The 15,966-nt window shown below is 69.4% G+C and carries 15 protein-coding genes; 5 read left to right on the top strand and 10 right to left on the bottom strand.

The window, feature by feature from the left end; translation table 11 throughout:
* Nucleotides 1-99: 99 nt before the first annotated feature.
* Together ACFVTR_RS10410 and ACFVTR_RS10415 are read right to left on the bottom strand one after the other, a co-directional pair.
* Complete coding sequence (locus ACFVTR_RS10410; RefSeq protein WP_387037046.1) at nucleotides 100-768, bottom strand: pentapeptide repeat-containing protein; 669 nt, start codon at nucleotides 766-768, stop codon at nucleotides 100-102.
* Nucleotides 765-3,125, bottom strand: coding sequence for an ATP-binding cassette domain-containing protein (locus ACFVTR_RS10415; RefSeq protein ID WP_387037048.1), 2,361 nt, complete (start codon nucleotides 3,123-3,125; stop codon nucleotides 765-767). The genes ACFVTR_RS10410 and ACFVTR_RS10415 overlap by 4 nt, the downstream gene beginning before the upstream one ends.
* Before the next feature lie 369 nt (nucleotides 3,126-3,494).
* Here ACFVTR_RS10415 and ACFVTR_RS10420 point away from each other — a divergent pair, with 369 nt between their 5' ends.
* Entirely contained in the window at nucleotides 3,495-4,106 is a 612-nt protein-coding gene (locus tag ACFVTR_RS10420; RefSeq protein WP_387037050.1) for an HdeD family acid-resistance protein, read from the top strand.
* A 78-nt stretch (nucleotides 4,107-4,184) separates the two neighbouring features.
* Here ACFVTR_RS10420 and ACFVTR_RS10425 read toward each other — a convergent pair whose 3' ends face one another.
* Nucleotides 4,185-4,952 (bottom strand): SDR family oxidoreductase, encoded by a 768-nt coding sequence (locus tag ACFVTR_RS10425; RefSeq protein ID WP_387037051.1) that lies wholly within the window; start codon nucleotides 4,950-4,952, stop codon nucleotides 4,185-4,187.
* A gap of 141 nt (nucleotides 4,953-5,093) precedes the next feature.
* Here ACFVTR_RS10425 and ACFVTR_RS10430 point away from each other — a divergent pair, with 141 nt between their 5' ends.
* From ACFVTR_RS10430 to ACFVTR_RS10445, 4 genes are all read left to right on the top strand, one after another.
* Entirely contained in the window at nucleotides 5,094-5,561 is a 468-nt protein-coding gene (locus ACFVTR_RS10430; RefSeq protein ID WP_376945833.1) for an NfeD family protein, read from the top strand.
* Nucleotides 5,561-6,532 carry an SPFH domain-containing protein gene (locus tag ACFVTR_RS10435; protein WP_387037053.1) on the top strand — a complete coding sequence of 324 codons (972 nt, stop codon included), beginning with the start codon at nucleotides 5,561-5,563 and terminating at the stop codon, nucleotides 6,530-6,532. Before ACFVTR_RS10430 ends, ACFVTR_RS10435 begins: the two co-directional genes overlap by 1 nt.
* Nucleotides 6,533-6,576: 44 nt before the next feature.
* Complete coding sequence (locus tag ACFVTR_RS10440) at nucleotides 6,577-7,296, top strand: glycerophosphodiester phosphodiesterase family protein (protein WP_387037055.1); 720 nt, start codon at nucleotides 6,577-6,579, stop codon at nucleotides 7,294-7,296.
* An 88-nt stretch (nucleotides 7,297-7,384) separates the two neighbouring features.
* On the top strand, nucleotides 7,385-7,750 hold the full coding sequence (locus tag ACFVTR_RS10445) for an RNA polymerase-binding protein RbpA (RefSeq protein WP_022888234.1): 366 nt from the start codon (nucleotides 7,385-7,387) through the stop codon (nucleotides 7,748-7,750).
* A gap of 23 nt (nucleotides 7,751-7,773) precedes the next feature.
* Here ACFVTR_RS10445 and lnt read toward each other — a convergent pair whose 3' ends face one another.
* The 7 genes from lnt to ACFVTR_RS10480 form a co-directional block, all read right to left on the bottom strand.
* A complete protein-coding gene (gene lnt / locus ACFVTR_RS10450) occupies nucleotides 7,774-9,324 on the bottom strand; it encodes an apolipoprotein N-acyltransferase (RefSeq protein ID WP_387037056.1) in 1,551 nt (516 codons plus the stop codon).
* Nucleotides 9,325-9,375: 51 nt separating this feature from the next.
* A complete protein-coding gene (locus tag ACFVTR_RS10455; protein WP_387037058.1) occupies nucleotides 9,376-11,805 on the bottom strand; it encodes a DEAD/DEAH box helicase in 2,430 nt (809 codons plus the stop codon).
* Between the two features lie 12 nt (nucleotides 11,806-11,817).
* Nucleotides 11,818-12,615, bottom strand: coding sequence for a twin-arginine translocase subunit TatC (gene tatC, locus ACFVTR_RS10460; RefSeq protein WP_387037060.1), 798 nt, complete (start codon nucleotides 12,613-12,615; stop codon nucleotides 11,818-11,820).
* Between the two features lie 5 nt (nucleotides 12,616-12,620).
* Entirely contained in the window at nucleotides 12,621-12,839 is a 219-nt protein-coding gene (gene tatA, locus ACFVTR_RS10465; RefSeq protein WP_376945183.1) for a twin-arginine translocase TatA/TatE family subunit, read from the bottom strand.
* A 104-nt stretch (nucleotides 12,840-12,943) separates the two neighbouring features.
* Nucleotides 12,944-13,954 (bottom strand): helix-turn-helix transcriptional regulator, encoded by a 1,011-nt coding sequence (locus ACFVTR_RS10470; RefSeq protein ID WP_387037063.1) that lies wholly within the window; start codon nucleotides 13,952-13,954, stop codon nucleotides 12,944-12,946.
* On the bottom strand, nucleotides 13,951-14,943 hold the full coding sequence (locus ACFVTR_RS10475) for a helix-turn-helix transcriptional regulator (RefSeq protein ID WP_387037065.1): 993 nt from the start codon (nucleotides 14,941-14,943) through the stop codon (nucleotides 13,951-13,953). Before ACFVTR_RS10475 ends, ACFVTR_RS10470 begins: the two co-directional genes overlap by 4 nt.
* A 76-nt stretch (nucleotides 14,944-15,019) precedes the next feature.
* Entirely contained in the window at nucleotides 15,020-15,964 is a 945-nt protein-coding gene (locus ACFVTR_RS10480) for an FKBP-type peptidyl-prolyl cis-trans isomerase (RefSeq protein ID WP_387037068.1), read from the bottom strand.
* Nucleotides 15,965-15,966: the final 2 nt, after the last annotated feature.

Consider the following 15,966-nt stretch of genomic DNA (forward strand, 5'->3'; position numbering starts at 1 on the left):
CGCAATTCTGAGCGACTACGAGACGGCGCGCGTGATGAGATCGACGAAGCGAGCCTCTCTCTGAAACTGATCGATTCGATCGCGTGCTGAAATTCCCGGTCAGTCGATGATTCTGATTCCGAGGTGCGTCGCGAGACTCGGTGCGAGCAGGGCGACCTGCGTGCTGTCGAGCGTCGCGCCGCGCAGGCCGGCGATGCCGTCGAGCGTCGACATCGCGGTGAAGTCGAGCCCTCGGAGGTCGACGTCGCGAAGCGTCGCCCCGGTGACCGCGAGTGCTCGGAGCTCGCAGCCGTCGAACGCGACCCGCTCCGCGCGGGCATTGCCGAGATCGAGCTCTTCGATGTCGCAATCGGTGAATCGGAGATCCCGGAGCTCGGACCCGCGGAGGTTCACGAAGCCGAGCTTGCAGCCGATGAATCGCACCGACTGCCATCGGTTGTCGATGAACTCGACGGAGCCGAGGCGCGAACCCGTGATGACGACGTCGCGCAGCTCGGCGCGCGGCGCGTGCAGGACCGGTGCCTCGAGTCGCTCGATCCGCGTCTCGCTGATCACCGCACCACGCAGCCTCGCCTCATGGGCGACGACGCCGCTCAACTCGCACTCGATGAGCCGGACGCCGGTCAGGTCGCGTTCGCTGACATCCGCGGCCGTGAAGTGCATGCCCTCGAGCGTGGCGCCCGACATCAACTCGGCGTCGTCGCCGTCGGCGAGGCCGGTCAGGACGAGCTCGTCGATGCGTGGCGCGGCGAGGCGTGCCGGTTTCATGCGCCGACGTACTCCGCGAGGTGCTCGCCCGTGAGTGTCGACCGTGCGGCGACCAGATCGGCCGGCGCGCCCTCGAAGACGATGCGCCCACCGTCGTGACCGGCGCCGGGTCCGAGATCGATGATCCAGTCGGCGTGCGCCATCACGGCCTGGTGGTGCTCGATGACGATGACCGACTTGCCCGAGTCGACCAGCCGGTCGAGCAGGCCGAGCAGGTTCTCGACATCGGCGAGGTGCAGGCCCGTCGTGGGCTCGTCGAGCACGTAGACCTCGCCGGGCTCGCCCATGGCGATGGCGAGCTTGACGCGCTGCCGCTCGCCGCCCGACAGCGTCGAGAGCGGCTGTCCGAGCGTCAGGTAGCCGAGCCCGACGTCTTCGAGTCGCTTGAGGATCTTCACGGCGGCCGGCAGCTTCGCCTCGGGCGAGTCGAAGAAGCGGTGCGCCTGGGCGACGGGCAGGTCGAGCACCTCGGTGATGTCGAGCCCGCCGAGCTTGTACTCGAGCACCCCCGCCTGGAACCGCTTGCCGCCGCAGTCTTCGCAGGGGGTCTCGATCGTGTCCATGAAGCCGAGCTCGGTGATGATCACGCCCGCGCCCTTGCAGCTGGGGCAGGCACCCTCGGAGTTCGCGCTGAAGAGGGCCGGCTTCACGCCGTTCGCCTTCGCGAACGCCTTGCGGATCGGCTCGAGGAGCCCGGTGTAGGTCGCGGGATTGCTGCGCCGCGACCCCTTGATCGCGCCCTGGTCGATCGAGACGACGCCGTCGCGCCCGGCGACCGATCCGTGGATGAGCGAGCTCTTGCCCGAACCCGCGACCCCCGTGACGACGGTGAGGACCCCGAGGGGGATGTCGACGTCGACGTCCTCGAGGTTGTTCTCGTCGGCGCCGCGGATCTTGATCGCACCGTCGGCGGTGCGCACCGAGGCCTTCAGCGTCGCGCGGTCGTCGAGATGACGCCCGGTGAGGGTGCCGCTCGATTTGAGCCCCTCGACCGTGCCCTCGAAGCAGATCTCGCCGCCGTTGCGGCCGGCTCCGGGGCCGAGGTCGACGATGTGATCGCCGATCGCGATGGTCTCGGGCTTGTGCTCGACGACGAGCACCGTGTTGCCCTTGTCGCGCAGCTGCAGGAGGAGCGAGTTCATGCGCTGGATGTCGTGCGGATGCAGCCCGATGGTCGGCTCGTCGAAGACGTAGGTGACGTCGGTGAGCGAGGAGCCGAGGTGCCTGAGCATCTTGATGCGCTGCGCCTCGCCGCCCGACAGGGTGCCGCTCGGCCGTTCGAGGCTGAGGTAGCCGAGGCCGAGCGTGACGAATGCGTCGAGGTTCGCACTGAGCGCCGCGAGCAGCGGCCGGGCTTCGGGCAGGTCGAGCCCGCGCACCCATGCGGCGAGATCGGTCACCTGCATGCGACACGCGTCCGCGATGCTGACGCCATCGATCTTCGACGAACGAGCGCCCTCGGTCAGACGGGTTCCGTCGCACTCGGGGCAGCGCGCGAACGTCGCGACGCGCTCGACGAACGCGCGGATGTGCGGCTGCAGCGCGTCGAGGTCTTTCGAGAGCATCGCCTTCGTGATCTTCGGGATCAGCCCTTCATAGGTCATGTTGATGCCGCTGATCTTGACCTTCGTGACCTCGCCGTAGAGGAAGAGGTGCCGCTGCTTCTCGGTGAACTGCTCGATCGGCTTGTCGGCCGGGTAGAAGCCCGACTGCGAGAAGCCCTTCACCATCCACCCGTCGGCCGTGTAGCCGGGCACCATGATCGCGCCCTCGTCGAGCGACTTCGACTCGTCGACGATCTGCGAGAGGTCGAGGTCGGAGACCGAGCCGCGCCCTTCGCAGCGCGGGCACATGCCCCCGAGGTAGATCGCGTCCTTCACGATCTTCTTCTCGCCCTTCTGGCCGATCATCACGCCGCTCGCCTTCTGCGTCGGGATGTTGAACGAGAAGGCCGTCGGCCCGCCGATGTACGGCTCGCCGAGCTTCGAGAAGAGGATGCGCAGCATCGCGTTCGCATCGGTCACGGTGCCGACGGTCGAACGGGGGTTGGCGCCGAGTCGCTCCTGGTCGACGAGGATCGCGGTGGTGAGCCCGTCGAGCACGTCGACGTCGGGCCGCGGCACCGACGGCATGAAGCCCTGCACGAACGCGCTGTAGGTCTCGTCGATCATGCGTCGCGACTCTGCGGCGATGGTGTCGAAGACGAGCGAGCTCTTGCCCGAGCCCGAGACTCCGGTGAACACCGTCAGCCGTCGCTTGGGGATCTCGACGTCGACGTCTTTCAGGTTGTTCTCGCGCGCGCCCTGCACGCGGATGAGATCGTGGCGGTCGGCCTGGTGCGGTGAGGCGGTGCTCATCGGTTCTCCATCGCGAGTCGGGGGTCTGGCACGTGCGCAGCCGGCACCGCGTGCCCACCCTGTTCGAGGTCGATCACTCGATCTAAGCAGTTCTCACCGACATCGTCGGGCGACGTCGAAGGCACGCCGCCGGAGAACGCGGGGTGATCGGCGGGCAGTTCACGGGCGCGGATGATGAGGCACATGCCGCCACGGTAGTTCGCGCGAGGCATCCGCGGCTTCTCGATTCGTGACCGATCGCACTGCGATACCGGCGATTCGACGGCACACCGACGCACTCCGTCGCATTGCGACGCGCGCATTCACATCCGTTGCCCAGCTTGCATTCGGCCATAGCCTTGCCTCAACTCGCCCATGAAAGGACACATCATGTCGAACCCGCAGAGCACCGGGCTCTTCGCCACCTTCTCGCTCGACTCCGAGGAGCTCTCGAAGTCGGCGATCAACACCGTTCGCGCGACCCTCGGGATCAGCGGCGTGGTGGCGCTCATCGTGGGAATCCTGATCACGTTCTGGCCGAAGGACTCGGCCGTCGTCCTCGCGGCGATCCTCGCGGTGTACTTCCTCATCGCGGGCGTCGCGTACCTCGGACTCGGCATCTTCTCGAAGGGCATCTCGGGGGGTGCACGGGCGCTCGACATCATCCTCGGCCTGCTGTTCGTCGTCGGCGGCGTCCTCGCCCTCGCGAACCTCTCGGCCACGACCGCGTTCCTCGGACTCTTCATCGGCATCCTGATCGGTGTGCTGTGGATCGTCGAGGGCGTCGTCGCGCTCGTGCAGCTCGGTGACGCGCCGTCGAAGGGCTGGGCGATCTTCTTCGCGATCCTCAGCATCGTCGCCGGTCTCGTGCTCGTGTTCTCGCCGCTCTACGTCGTGGCGCTCTGGTGGCTGATCGGCATCAGCCTCATCGTGCTCGGCATCGTGCAGATCGTGCGCGCGTTCACCTTCGGTCGCGGCGCGACCGCGGCCGCGACCGCCTGAGCGATCGCCTCACGGCGATGAAGAAGGCCGGCCCCGGATGCTCCGGGGCCGGCCTTCTTCTCGTTCGCGACGGGTTCGTCAGGCTTCGGGGGCGAAGCCCGAGACATCCCCGACGTAGCGCGTGTGATCGGCCGGCACGGGCTCGACGACCGCCGCGGCGACCTCGGCGGCGAACTCGGCCACGTTGTAGAGGCGGCCGGCGTCCTGCTTGCGGGCGTCGATGGCGCCGGGGTTCGCGCGCTCGAGGAGGGTCGCCGTGATGGTGCCCTCGATCATGTCGCCCGACACGACGACGAACTCGACGCCGGCGGCGTCGAACTCGGGGAGCTTGGCGCGCAGCGCGTCTTCGCCGGCGCGCTTCGAGAGGGCGACGGGCTCGTACTCGGGCATCGTGGGCGTGGTGCGGATGAAGTGGGCCTGGTGGCTCGTCACGAAGACGATGCGCGCTCCGTCGGCGAGGTGCGGCAGCGCCCCTTCGACCACGTTGACCTGCGCGTCGCGGTTGAGGCGCATCGCGTAGTCCTCGCCCATGCCGGTCTCCATGCCGCCCGAGGCGTTCAGGACGAGCACGTCGATCGGGCCGAGCTCGGCGACGGTGCGCTCGAACATCGCGGCGACCGACTCGGGGTCGGTGAGGTCGGCACCGACGGCGATCGCAGTGCCGCCGGCCGCGACGATCTCGGCGACCACCTTGTCGGCGCGCGGCGCCTTGCTGCGGTAGTTCACGACCACCGAGGCGCCGGCTGCGGCGAGGGAACGAACGGTGTCGGCACCGATTCCGCGCGACGATCCGGTCACGAGCGCGACGCGGCCGGCGAGCGAGCCGGGGGCGAGAGGGTTGGTCACTGGAGGTCTCCTCGAAGTTCAGAGCGGGCCGGCGCACGAGCGTCGCCGCAGCGAACCGAGACTATCAACTCCCCCATGCCGCTCCCGGCACTGCTAGTTTCGAATCAGCCGACCCGCGTGCGAAGGAGACCCGATTTGGATGTGCTGACCCAGTACGCGTGGATCGCCTGGCTCGTGCTGATTCTCGCGTTCGCGACGATCGAGGTGTTCACGCTCGAGATGACCTTCCTCATGCTCGCGCTCGGCAGCGTGGCCGGACTCCTGTCCGGGCTCTTCGGCATCCCTTGGTGGGCGCAGTTCGTCATCGCCGCGGTCGTCGCGGTCGCCCTGATCCTCGTGCTGAGACCGCCGTTGCTCCGTGCGCTCAGGCGGGGCTCCGACCCGGCGCGCAGCAACATCGACGCGCTGATCGGCGCCGAGGGCACGGTCGTGCACACGGTCGGCGCCGCCGGCGGGCAGGTCAGGTTGCAGAACGGCGAGACCTGGACGGCGCGGTTGTCACCGGCGACCGAGCAGGCGGATGTCGCGGTCGGCGGGCGCGTGCTCGTCACGGGCATCGATGGTGCGACGGCCGTCGTCGTGCCGGTAGAGAGGAGTTCGGCCGAGTAATGGACATCTCCGGCATCATCGTGACGATCGTCGTCATCGCGATCGTCATCTTCGTGATCGTCGTCATCGCGCGATCCGTCCGAATCATCCCCCAGGCCTACGCGGGCGTCGTCGAACGGCTCGGCCGCTATCACAAGACGCTCACGCCGGGCCTCAACATCCTCGTGCCGTTCATCGACCGGCTGCGCCCCCTGGTCGACATGCGCGAGACCGTCGTCTCGTTCCCCCCGCAGCCCGTCATCACGGAGGACAACCTGGTCGTCTCGATCGACACGGTCGTCTACTTCCAGGTCACCGATGCCCGCGCCGCGACCTACGAGATCGCCAACTACCTCGGTGCGGTCGAGCAGCTGACGACCACCACCCTCCGCAACGTCGTCGGCGGGCTGAACCTCGAGGAGGCGCTCACCTCTCGCGACAACATCAACGGACAGCTGCGCGTCGTGCTCGATGAGGCGACGGGCAAGTGGGGCATCCGCGTGTCGCGCGTCGAGCTGAAGGCGATCGACCCGCCCATCTCCATCCAGGACTCGATGGAGAAGCAGATGCGCGCCGAACGAGACCGCCGTGCGCTCATCCTCACCGCCGAGGGCACCAAGCAGTCCGCCATCCTCACCGCGGAGGGGCAGCGGCAGGCCGCCATCCTCCAGGCCGAGGGTGACGCGAAGGCGGCCGTGCTGCGCGCTCAGGGCGAGGCCGAGGCGATCCTCACGGTGTTCGACGCCATCCACAAGGGCGACCCCGACCCGAAGCTCCTCGGCTACCAGTACCTGCAGATGCTGCCGCAGCTCGCGCAGGGCGACGCGAACAAGCTCTGGGTCATCCCGAGCGAGCTGACCGAGGCGCTCAAGGGCATCGGCCGGGCCTTCACTCCCCCGGCCGCGGGTGCCGCGCCTGCGAGCGCGCCTGCGCCCGCCGCAGCCGCCGCTCCGCCGGTGGCGCCGCCCGGCACGTTCCCGCCGCAGGCGTGAGTCGCGGAGTGGCTTCGACGTACTTCGAACCCGCGGGGCCCCGAGTGCTTGCGCACCGGGGCCTCGCGGTCGACGCGCCCGAGAACACGCTGCTCTCGTTCGCGAAGGCGATCGCGGTCGGTGCCGGCTACCTCGAGACCGACGTGCACGCGAGCCACGACGGGGTCGCGGTCGTGTCGCACGATCCGTCGCTCGAGCGAGTCGCCGGGCGCAAGGTTGCCGTCGGGCAACTGACCGTGCATGAGCTCGGCCGGATCGACCTCGGGCACGGACAGAGCTTCTCCTCGCTCGAAGCGACGCTCGACGCGTTCCCCGAAGCCCGGTTCAACATCGACGTGAAGGAGGAGGCGGCGGTCGCGCCCACGATCGCCGCGATCGCGCGCACGAAGTCGGCGAATCGCGTTCTGCTGACGAGCTTCTCCGAGCGACGCCGGCAGCGGCTGGCCCGGCTCGTTCCCGGTGCCGTGACCTCGGTCGGCGGCACGGGCGTGCTCCGATTCCGGAGTGCCGCGTTCCTCCGCTCCCCCGCCTCGGCGATCCGTGCGCTCCACGGTGGGCTCGCACTCCAGATCCCCGAGCGCAGCGGGCCCGTGCGTCTCGTGACGCGTCCTCTCGTCGACCTCGCGCACCGCGTCGGCGCCGAGGTGCACGTCTGGACGGTGAACGAGCCCGCCGACATGACCCGGCTCCTCGATCTCGGCGTCGACGGGCTCGTCACCGATCGCGCCGACCTCGCGATGGAGGTCATCGCGGCTCGAAGCTGAGAATTCCCCGCAAAACCTCAGGCGGCGGAAAGGGAACGCCCAGCTTGATCGTTGACAATGTCAGACGATCGAGTAAAGGGAGAACACCATGGCGGACCGGAGCCTTCGAGGCATGCGAATCGGCGCACAGAGCCTGCAGAGCGAAGACGGCGTGGTGTTCGCCGACCGTGCGGAGCACACGTATCGATGCGAGGCCTGCGGCCACGAGACGGTCATGACCTTCTCCGCCGACGCCGAACTCCCCGAGACGTGGGAGTGCCGTCAGTGCGGTGCCGCTGCCACGCTCCTCGTCGACTCGAAGCCGGTCGAAATCGACCGCTCGGGCGAGAAGGTCGCCCGCACTCACTGGGACATGCTGCTCGAGCGCCGCACGCGCGCCGAGCTCGAGGAACTCCTCGAAGAGCGTCTCACCTACCTGCGCGCCCGTCGCGGCCAGCAGAAGATCGGCGCCTGAGCCGGGCGCACAGCGCCGAATCCTCAGTCGCGCGAATCCCGACGCGAACCTGAACGCGTCGCGAGCACCCCTGCCGCGATGAGCCCCGCGAGTGCCGCGAGCACGATCGTGATCGGTACCCAACCTGCGAGCGCCACCGACGGGGTGATGCCCTGGCGCAGTTCGACGTCGGTCACCATCGCGCCCGGTTCGTCGGCGGGCAGGGCGTCGATCGTCCGACCCGTCGGATCGATGACCTGACTCGTGCCGACCGTCGAGATGTTGACCACCGAGCGGCCCGTCTCGATCGCCCGCAGTCGCGCGATGGCGAGCTGCTGCTGGTTCTCGTCGGTGCCGCGGAAATCGGCGTTGTTCGTCTGAAAGAGGTAGACCTCCGCGCCGTCGCGGGCGCCCTCCCAGATGACTTCGTCGTAGATGACGTCGAAGCAGATCGCCAGGCCGGCGACGGCCGGGCCGAGGTCGAACACCGGCGGGTTCACGCCGGGCGAGTACCCGCGCTGCACCAGTCCGGTCAGGTTCGGCACGATGGCGTCGTAGAACCAGCGGTCGGGGATGTACTCACCGAAGGGCACCGGATGCCGCTTGTCATAGCTGTCGACCGCGCCCTCCCCCGCGCGCCAGAGCAGCGAGGTGTTGAAGTACTCCTCCCCGCGCACCGTGACCGTGTTCAGGACGACCGGCGCGTCGAGGGTGGTGCTGAGCGAGTCGAACACCTCGGCCGCCCCCGCGCTGCGGGTCGGATCGATGTCGGAGCCGCCCTCGGGCCAGAGGAGGACGTCGACGCCCTCCTCGTCGAGGATCGGCTCGGTCGCCGCGAGCTGGGCCGCGAGCACATCGCCCTGGGTGCGCTCGTCGAAGTAGCCGGAGGGGCCGTTTCCCTGCACGCTCGCGACGCGGAGCTCGCCGACCATCGTCGTCGGCCACGCCGGCAGCACGACGGCGACCACGAGGAGGGCGGCGACCGGAATCGCGGTGCGGAGGTCGCGCCATCCGCGAAGCCGCACCCACTCGATGACTCCGGCGACGATCGCGACCATCACGAACCCGAGGCCGGTCGACCCCACCCACGAGACGAGCTCGGCGAAGGGGCTCTCCGCCTGGCTGAGCGCCGCGCGCCCCCACGGGAATCCTCCGTACGGCAGCGTGCCGTTCGCGGTCTCGCGGACGATCCAGAGCCCGGCCACGAGCAGCGGCAGCACGATCAGTCTGACCCAGCGCGAATCGTTCGCCCGCGGCACCCAGCGGTATGCGAGCGTGATGAGCACCGCCCCGCCCGCCACGAAGAGCGACTCGAGGAACGACAGGGCGAGCCACGGGATCGGGCCGAGGTAGAGCGAGGTCCACGACACCTGCTGCAGGTAGAACGCGAGCCCGAAGACGAACCCGACGAGCGCAGCGCCCCAGGCTCGTCGACCGATCAGGCTGAGGAGCGCGAGCGCGATGCCGACGAAGGCGAGCGGCCAGATGCCGAGCCCGGGGAACCCCATGTCGTAGACCGAGCCGCCCACCGCGGCGGCGAGCACTGCGGCCCAGAGTGGCAGCGGCAGGAGGCGACGTGTGGGGCTCTCGGGCACCAGATCAGCCTAGGCGACGCACGATCGGGTCACGAGCCCGCGGCACTGACGTCAGACGACCGTCCCGTAGGCGACGACCCCGCGACGGACCGCATCGATCGCCGCGCGCGCCGTGGCGCCGAGCTCGGCGTCGGCCACGATCGAGATCTGGTCGAGCAGGTCGACGACCTGTTTCGTCAGCCGCACGAAGTCGCCAGCCGCGAGCTCGGTGTCCTCGAGCACTCCGCCGAGGTCGCCGCCGCGCGCCCACGAGTGCATCGCCGAGGCGAGGGCCGGCGACGGCTGGTCGCTGCCCGGCAGGCGATGGTCGCGTTCGAGGTCGTCGAGCTCGCTCCAGACGTCGAGCGTGCAATCGAATGCCTCACGGAAGCCGCCCCGCGGCAGCCGGAAGTCGACGTTGCGATCGTCGCGTCGCGGCTCGTAGACGAGCGACGCGGCCATCGCGGCCACCCCCGGGACATCCAGCCCGTCCCACAGCCCGTGCCGGAGGCACTCGGCGACGAGCAGGTCGCGTTCGCCGTAGATGCGCTTCAGGATGCGCCCCGCCGGCGTCGACACGACCGCGCCCTGCACGTCGCGCTGGAGATAGCCGAGCTTCGTCAGCACCTCGGCGACCTTGTCGAAGCGCTTCGCGACCTGGCCGGTTCGCGTGCGGATCTGCCTCAGGAGGTCGTCGTGCTCCTGCTTCAGGCGCCACCAGCGCTCGGCCCAGCGCGCGTGCTGCTCGCGTTCGGCGCAGCCGTGGCACGGGTGGGCGCGGAGCGCTTTGCGCGCGTCGACGAGTTCTCGCTGCAGGCGCTCGCGCTGTGCGTGCGAGGGATTGCCCTTCGACGTCTGCCGCTCGAGCCGGCCGATCTCGCGGCGCAGCGTCGCGTACTCGGCGAAGTCGCCGAGGTGGCAGCGCATGGCGTCCTCGAAGCCCGCCATCGATTCCTCCTGCTTGCGGAGGGTCCTGGCGAGGTCGACGACGGCGCGGTCGGCCTGGAACTGCGCGAAGGAGAGTTCGAGGATCTGGCGGGTGCGGTCGCGCCCGAACTGGTCGATGAGGTTCACCGCCATGTTGTACGTGGGCCGGAAGCTCGAGTTCATCGGGTAGCTGCGCCGCGAGGCGAGCGCCGCCACCGATTCGGGATCGAGGCCGTCGACCCACTGGATGACGGAGTGCCCCTCGATGTCGATGCCGCGCCGGCCGGCGCGGCCGGTCAGCTGCGTGTACTCCCCCGGGGTGATCGGCACGCGCGCTTCGCCGTTGAACTTCTCGAGCTTCTCGAGCACGACCGAGCGGGCCGGCATGTTCACGCCGAGCGCGAGCGTCTCGGTCGCGAAGACCACCTTCACGAGCTTCTGCTGGAAGAGGTCCTCGACGATCTCCTTGAATGCGGGCAGCATGCCCGCGTGGTGGGCGGCGACGCCTCGCTCGAGCCCCTCGAGCCACTCCCAGTAGCCGAGCACCGCGAGGTCCTCGTCGCGGAGCATCCTCGCCCGTTCCTCGACGATCGCGCGGATCTCGCTGCGCTCGTGCGCCTCGGTCAGCCGGATGCCCGAGCGGAGCACCTGGCGCACCGCCTGGTCGCAGCCGGCGCGCGAGAAGATGAACACGATCGCCGGCAGCAGGTTCTTGCCGTGCAGCAGGGCGACCACCTCGGGGCGATCGAGGCGGCCCGAGCCCGGCCCGCCCTGGTGGAACCGGCCGCGGTCGCCGCCCCGACGCCCCCGCTGCGAACGCTGCGAGATCGAGCGCCCGCCCATGCGCGCCAACTGCTTCAGCTCGGGATTGACCCGATGCGTCGCAGCCTGCCCCGAGGAGTCGAAGAGGTCGACGAGCTTCTGCTTCACGAGCACGTGCTGCTCGAGCGGTACCGGCCGGTCCTCCGACACGATGACGTCGGTGTCGCCGCGCACCGCCTGAAGCCAGTCGCCGAACTCCTCGGCATTCGACACGGTCGCACTGAGCGAGACGAGCCGCACCGCCTCGGGGAGGTGGATGATGACCTCCTCCCACACCGCGCCGCGGAACCGGTCGGCGAGGTAGTGCACCTCGTCCATGACCACGTAGGCGAGGCGATCGAGCAGCGCCGACTCGGCGTACAGCATGTTGCGCAGCACCTCGGTCGTCATGACCACGATGCGGGCGCCCGAGTTCACGTTCGTGTCGCCCGTGAGGAGGCCGACGTTCTCGGCGCCCCACGCGTCGACGAACTCCTGGTACTTCTGATTCGAGAGCGCCTTGATCGGCGTCGTGTAGAAGACCTTCGCCCCGGGCTCCTGCATCGCGAGGTAGACCGCGAACTCGGCGACCACGGTCTTGCCCGCGCCGGTCGGGGCCGCGACGAGCACGCTGCGGCCCTCGTCGAGCGCGGCGCAGGCGGCGCGCTGGAACGGGTCGAGGTCGAACCGCACCGACGCGGCGAATTCGGCGAGCCGGGGCTGCCGGCGTTGTTGGCGGGACAGCGCGTAGCGCTCGGCCGGCGAGAGGCTCATCACCCCTCCAGCCTAGACAGCGTCGCCGAACTCCAAGCGGTTGCGGCGCTCGACACGGCGATCATGCAGGCTCGCGATGAACCAGGCCGCGAAGTACAGGCCGATCATCGGGATGGCGAGCATGAACATCGAGACCACGTCGGCCGAGGGCGTCGCGATCGCCGTGAACAGCACGATCACGAGGATGGCGACGCGCCACGACTTGATGATCGACGCGGCGCTGATCACGCCGGCGAAGTTCAGCAGCACGATGAACACGGGCACGACGAACGCGATGCCGATCGCGACGACGAGCTTCAGCACGAAGTCGATGTACTCCTTCGCCGTGAGCAGCGTCTCGCCGCCTTCGGGCACGAAGCTCGTCATCAGCTTCACGATGTTCGGCAGCACGAACCACCCGGCGAGGCATCCCGCGAAGAACAACGGGATCGCCGAGGCGAAGAACGCGAAGGTGAACTTCCGCTCGCGGCTGCTCAGACCGGGAACCAGGAACGCGAAGATCTGGTAGAGCCAGACCGGACTCGAGATCACAATGCCGAGCGTCAAGGAGATCTGCAGCATCAGGTCGAACGAACTGGAGATCGTCTGGAAGACGATCGCCGTGTCGTCGCCCCGCGCCTCGGCGACGCGCTGCACCGGGTCTTGGAGAGCGTCCCACACGTAGAGATCGGTGAGCACCCAGCCGGCGACCATGCCGACGACGATCGCGATCGCGGAGATGAACAGCCGCTTGCGCAACTCGATGAGATGCGCGCCGAGCGACATCCGCTTCTCGCGGTTCTTCTCTCCGCGATCCTTCACCGCGGTCATCGAGGTCAGGCGCTCTTGCCGGAACCCGGCTCTTCGGACTTCGTCTGCTCGTCAGCAGGCGCGGCTGCGTCGCCGTCGCCCTTGTCGGAGCGCACTTCGGTCTTCAGGATCTTCATCGACTGCCCGAGGCTGCGGGCGAGCGCCGGAAGCTTGGGGGCGCCGAACAGCAGCAGAATGACCACGAGGATGATCAGCGCGTGCCAACCGGTGAAGCCTTGCCACATAGGTATTCGTCCGTTTCTCGGGGGATGTTGGCGACAGTCTACCTGTCGGAGGTTTCCGTCCGTCCACTCCTGTGGACGGATGCCCGCGCGTCGCGTCGGGCGGATCAGTCCGATGGGTCGTCGGGGCCCGTGGATGCCTCGGCATCGGCGTAGCCCGCGAGACCCGCCTCGGCCCATCCGGCGACCGCCGCGCGCGCCTCGGGAGGCCCGACGACGGTCACGAGGCCGGGGAGGCCGGCCACGAGCCGCTTGAGGCCGTGCACGTGCGCGAGACGCAGGGTCACCCGCAGGCGCCCGTCGACCTCGGCGGTCGTCGAGTCGGCGAGGTAGTCGGCGAGGAGCGGCAGCGCCTCGGGCGCGACATCCACCACGACGTCGAAGTCGGACTCGGAGGTCTGGAAGAGCGTGTCGGGCACCTCCCGCTCGGGGTGCTCGTCGATCGGCACCTCGGAGACGACGAGGTCGCTCATGCGGTCGACGCGGAAGTTGCGCACGTCCTCGCGGGTGTGGCAGTACGCCTGCAGGTACCAGTCGGCGTCCTGCGAGAGGATGCGCAGCGGGTCGACCCGGCGGCGCCCGGCGACGCCGAGTGCGTTGCGGTAGTCGAACTCGAGCTGTCGGCCGCCCGCGACGGCCTCGCGGATACGCGCGAGCGAGGCGTCCGCCTCGGACTCGGCGACGGCGAGACGGCTCGGCGCGGCGGAAGCGCCCGCGGTGAGCTTCTGCATGAGCGCGGCGAGCGAGGCGCTGCCGGCGTTCTCGGGCAGCGCGGAGAGGTACTGGAGGCCCGCGATCAGCGCGGACGCCTCACGCGCGGAGAGCCGCGGCGCGTCGTCGATCGCGACGTGGTGCACGATGACGATCACGTCGTCGTCCTCGAAGGAGTCCCAGTCGATGTCGAAGAGATCGTTCGGCTGGTAGGTGCCGGTCGCGCCGGGCAGTCCCGACGTCGCGATCAGCCGCACGGCGTCGCGGATCTCCTCCGCGCCGATGCCGAAGTGCGCGGCGGCCTCATCGACGTCGACGACCTGCTGTTCGAGCAGGTACGGCACGAACGACAGGAGGAAGACGAGCTTGTCGGGCGCCTTCAGCGGGCGTGCGCGCTTCGCGCTCATCGGATGTCTCCTTCGCGATGGGCCTCGGCGACGGCACGGAGCCGTGCGCGGACGGCGTCGCGGAGCGAGCTCGGCGAGAGCACCCGGACCTCGGGCCCGTAGGCCGCGAGCTCGTCGGCGAAGATGGCGGCATCGGTGTAGTGGAGGCGGATGACGCCCGCGTCCTCGTCGCGCAGCGCGGCCCGCTTGCCGAGGCGCACCTCCGCGTCGCTGCCGGCGGTGACGGCGAGATCGGCGGCGTTCGCGAGGCGCAGCGCGCTGAGGTCGGCGATCACCTGGTCTTGGATGCCCGGCGGCGGGGCGTCGAAGCTCGAGCTGGGCACCGTCGTCACCTCGCCCACGATGCGCGAGAGCAGGAAGGTGCGAGGCTCCTGGGCGTCGAGGTCGAAGGCGTGCAGGTGCCAGCGCCCCTCGTGCAGCACCACCGCGAGGGGGTTCGCCGTGCGCTGGCGCGGCGCCTGCTCGCCCGGCTTGAAGTAGCGGAAGCGCACCGCCTGACGACGGTCGAGCGCCTGGCGCAACGGCTCGAAGGCCGCGTCGCGCACCCGCAGGCGCGGTGCGTAGCCGATGACGGGCTCGTGCGGCTCGATGCCGAGCGAGCGCAGCTTCGTGAGCGCGCGCTGCGAATCGGCCGACAGGGAAGCCTCGCGCCAGACCTCGGCCGCGAGACCGAGGAGCGCGAGCTCGTCGGGGGTGAACCGCACCTCTTCGGGGAGCTCGTACTGCCCCTTCGGAATGCGGTAGCGCAGCGCCTGGTTGTCGCCCGGCCTGTCGGGCGACTCGACGGTCTCGAGCGGGATGCCGAGCTCTCGGATGTCGTCCTTGTCGCGCTCGAACTGCCGCTCGAGGTTCGCGTTCGCACCAGAGGCGTCGAAGCGCTCGGCGTAGCCGCGCACCGTCGAGAGGATCTCGGACTTCAGGAGCCCCGTCTCGGTGGCCAGCAGCGCCAGCACCAGACTGAACAGTCGGTCTTCGACCGGTACCTTCACTTCGCCCCTGCGCTCTCCCCCGGCCACACGAGCGATCATACTGAAACGCTCGCGCCGGCCGGACGCGCAGGCGCGATCAGAGCACGCCCAGGATGTCGACGACGAAGAAGAGGGTCGAGCCCGCGGGGATCTTCGCGTTCGCCTGGTCGCCGTAGCCGTCTTCAGGGGACACGATGACGCCCACCTGGGAGCCGACGGTCTGGCCGATGATCGCCTTCGAGAAGCCCGGGATCACCTGCGCATCCTCGCCCTCGGAGACCGTGAAGGTCACCGGGCTGCCGTTCTCCCAGCTGGAGTCGAACACGCTGTTGTCGTCCCAGAGGACGCCCGTGTACTGCACGACCACCGTGTCGCCGGACTCGACGACCTCGCCGGAGCCCTCCTTCAGCACCTCGACCTCGGTCTGCTCGGGCGGGTCGTTCTTCGGCACCGTGATGCCGGGACGGCCGTCGGGAGCGAGCACCACCGCGGGGAAGCCGTCGCGGCTGAGGCGAACGGCGCCGTCGGCACGCGACGGGAACGCCTGCTGCACGTCGAGCACCAGGACGAGGCTGTCGCCGGGGGCGATGCCGATCGACTGGTTGCCGTTCGGACCGAAGCCGTCCTTCTCGGGGACGACGACGGCGACACGCGAACCCTCGCGGGCGCAGGTGAGGCCCTTCTTCAGGCCGGGCAGCGTCGTGTCGGAGACCGTGAGCGGCACCGCGTCCTCATCGCCGAAGCCCGTGACCTGGAGCTCGTCGCCGGTCGCGCCGTTGTAGACGGCGAGGCCGACGAGGGCCATCTGCCCCTCGGTGAGGAGCGGCCCCTCGCCCTCGATGATCTCGGTGCACTCCGTCTCGCTCGGCATGAGCGGCGTCGGGAAGTCGACCTTCGGCGCCGAGCCGAACTCGCCGGTCGCCTCGATCAGCTCGGACGAGCCGCCCGTGGACGCCTCGGGCGCGGGCGCCGGGGCGGTGCAGCCGGTGAGGGCGACGGCGACGAGGCCGGCCGTGGCGATGAGCGCGAATGACGAGCGCACTG

Origin of the sequence: Agromyces sp. NPDC058126, assembly GCF_042884595.1 — a bacterium.
GTDB lineage: Bacteria > Actinomycetota > Actinomycetes > Actinomycetales > Microbacteriaceae > Agromyces.

Excerpts from the sequence above, each read along its gene's own strand:
- ACFVTR_RS10410 (WP_387037046.1), bottom strand. The coding sequence starts at position 768 with ATGAAACCGGCACGCCTCGCCGCGCCACGCATCGACGAGCTCGTCCTG.
- ACFVTR_RS10415 (WP_387037048.1), bottom strand. The coding sequence starts at position 3,125 with ATGAGCACCGCCTCACCGCACCAGGCCGACCGCCACGATCTCATCCGC.
- ACFVTR_RS10420 (WP_387037050.1), top strand. The coding sequence starts at position 3,495 with ATGTCGAACCCGCAGAGCACCGGGCTCTTCGCCACCTTCTCGCTCGAC.
- ACFVTR_RS10435 (WP_387037053.1), top strand. The coding sequence starts at position 5,561 with ATGGACATCTCCGGCATCATCGTGACGATCGTCGTCATCGCGATCGTC.
- ACFVTR_RS10445 (WP_022888234.1), top strand. The coding sequence starts at position 7,385 with ATGGCGGACCGGAGCCTTCGAGGCATGCGAATCGGCGCACAGAGCCTG.
- ACFVTR_RS10455 (WP_387037058.1), bottom strand. The coding sequence starts at position 11,805 with ATGAGCCTCTCGCCGGCCGAGCGCTACGCGCTGTCCCGCCAACAACGC.
- tatC (WP_387037060.1), bottom strand. The coding sequence starts at position 12,615 with ATGACCGCGGTGAAGGATCGCGGAGAGAAGAACCGCGAGAAGCGGATG.
- tatA (WP_376945183.1), bottom strand. The coding sequence starts at position 12,839 with ATGTGGCAAGGCTTCACCGGTTGGCACGCGCTGATCATCCTCGTGGTC.
- ACFVTR_RS10470 (WP_387037063.1), bottom strand. The coding sequence starts at position 13,954 with ATGAGCGCGAAGCGCGCACGCCCGCTGAAGGCGCCCGACAAGCTCGTC.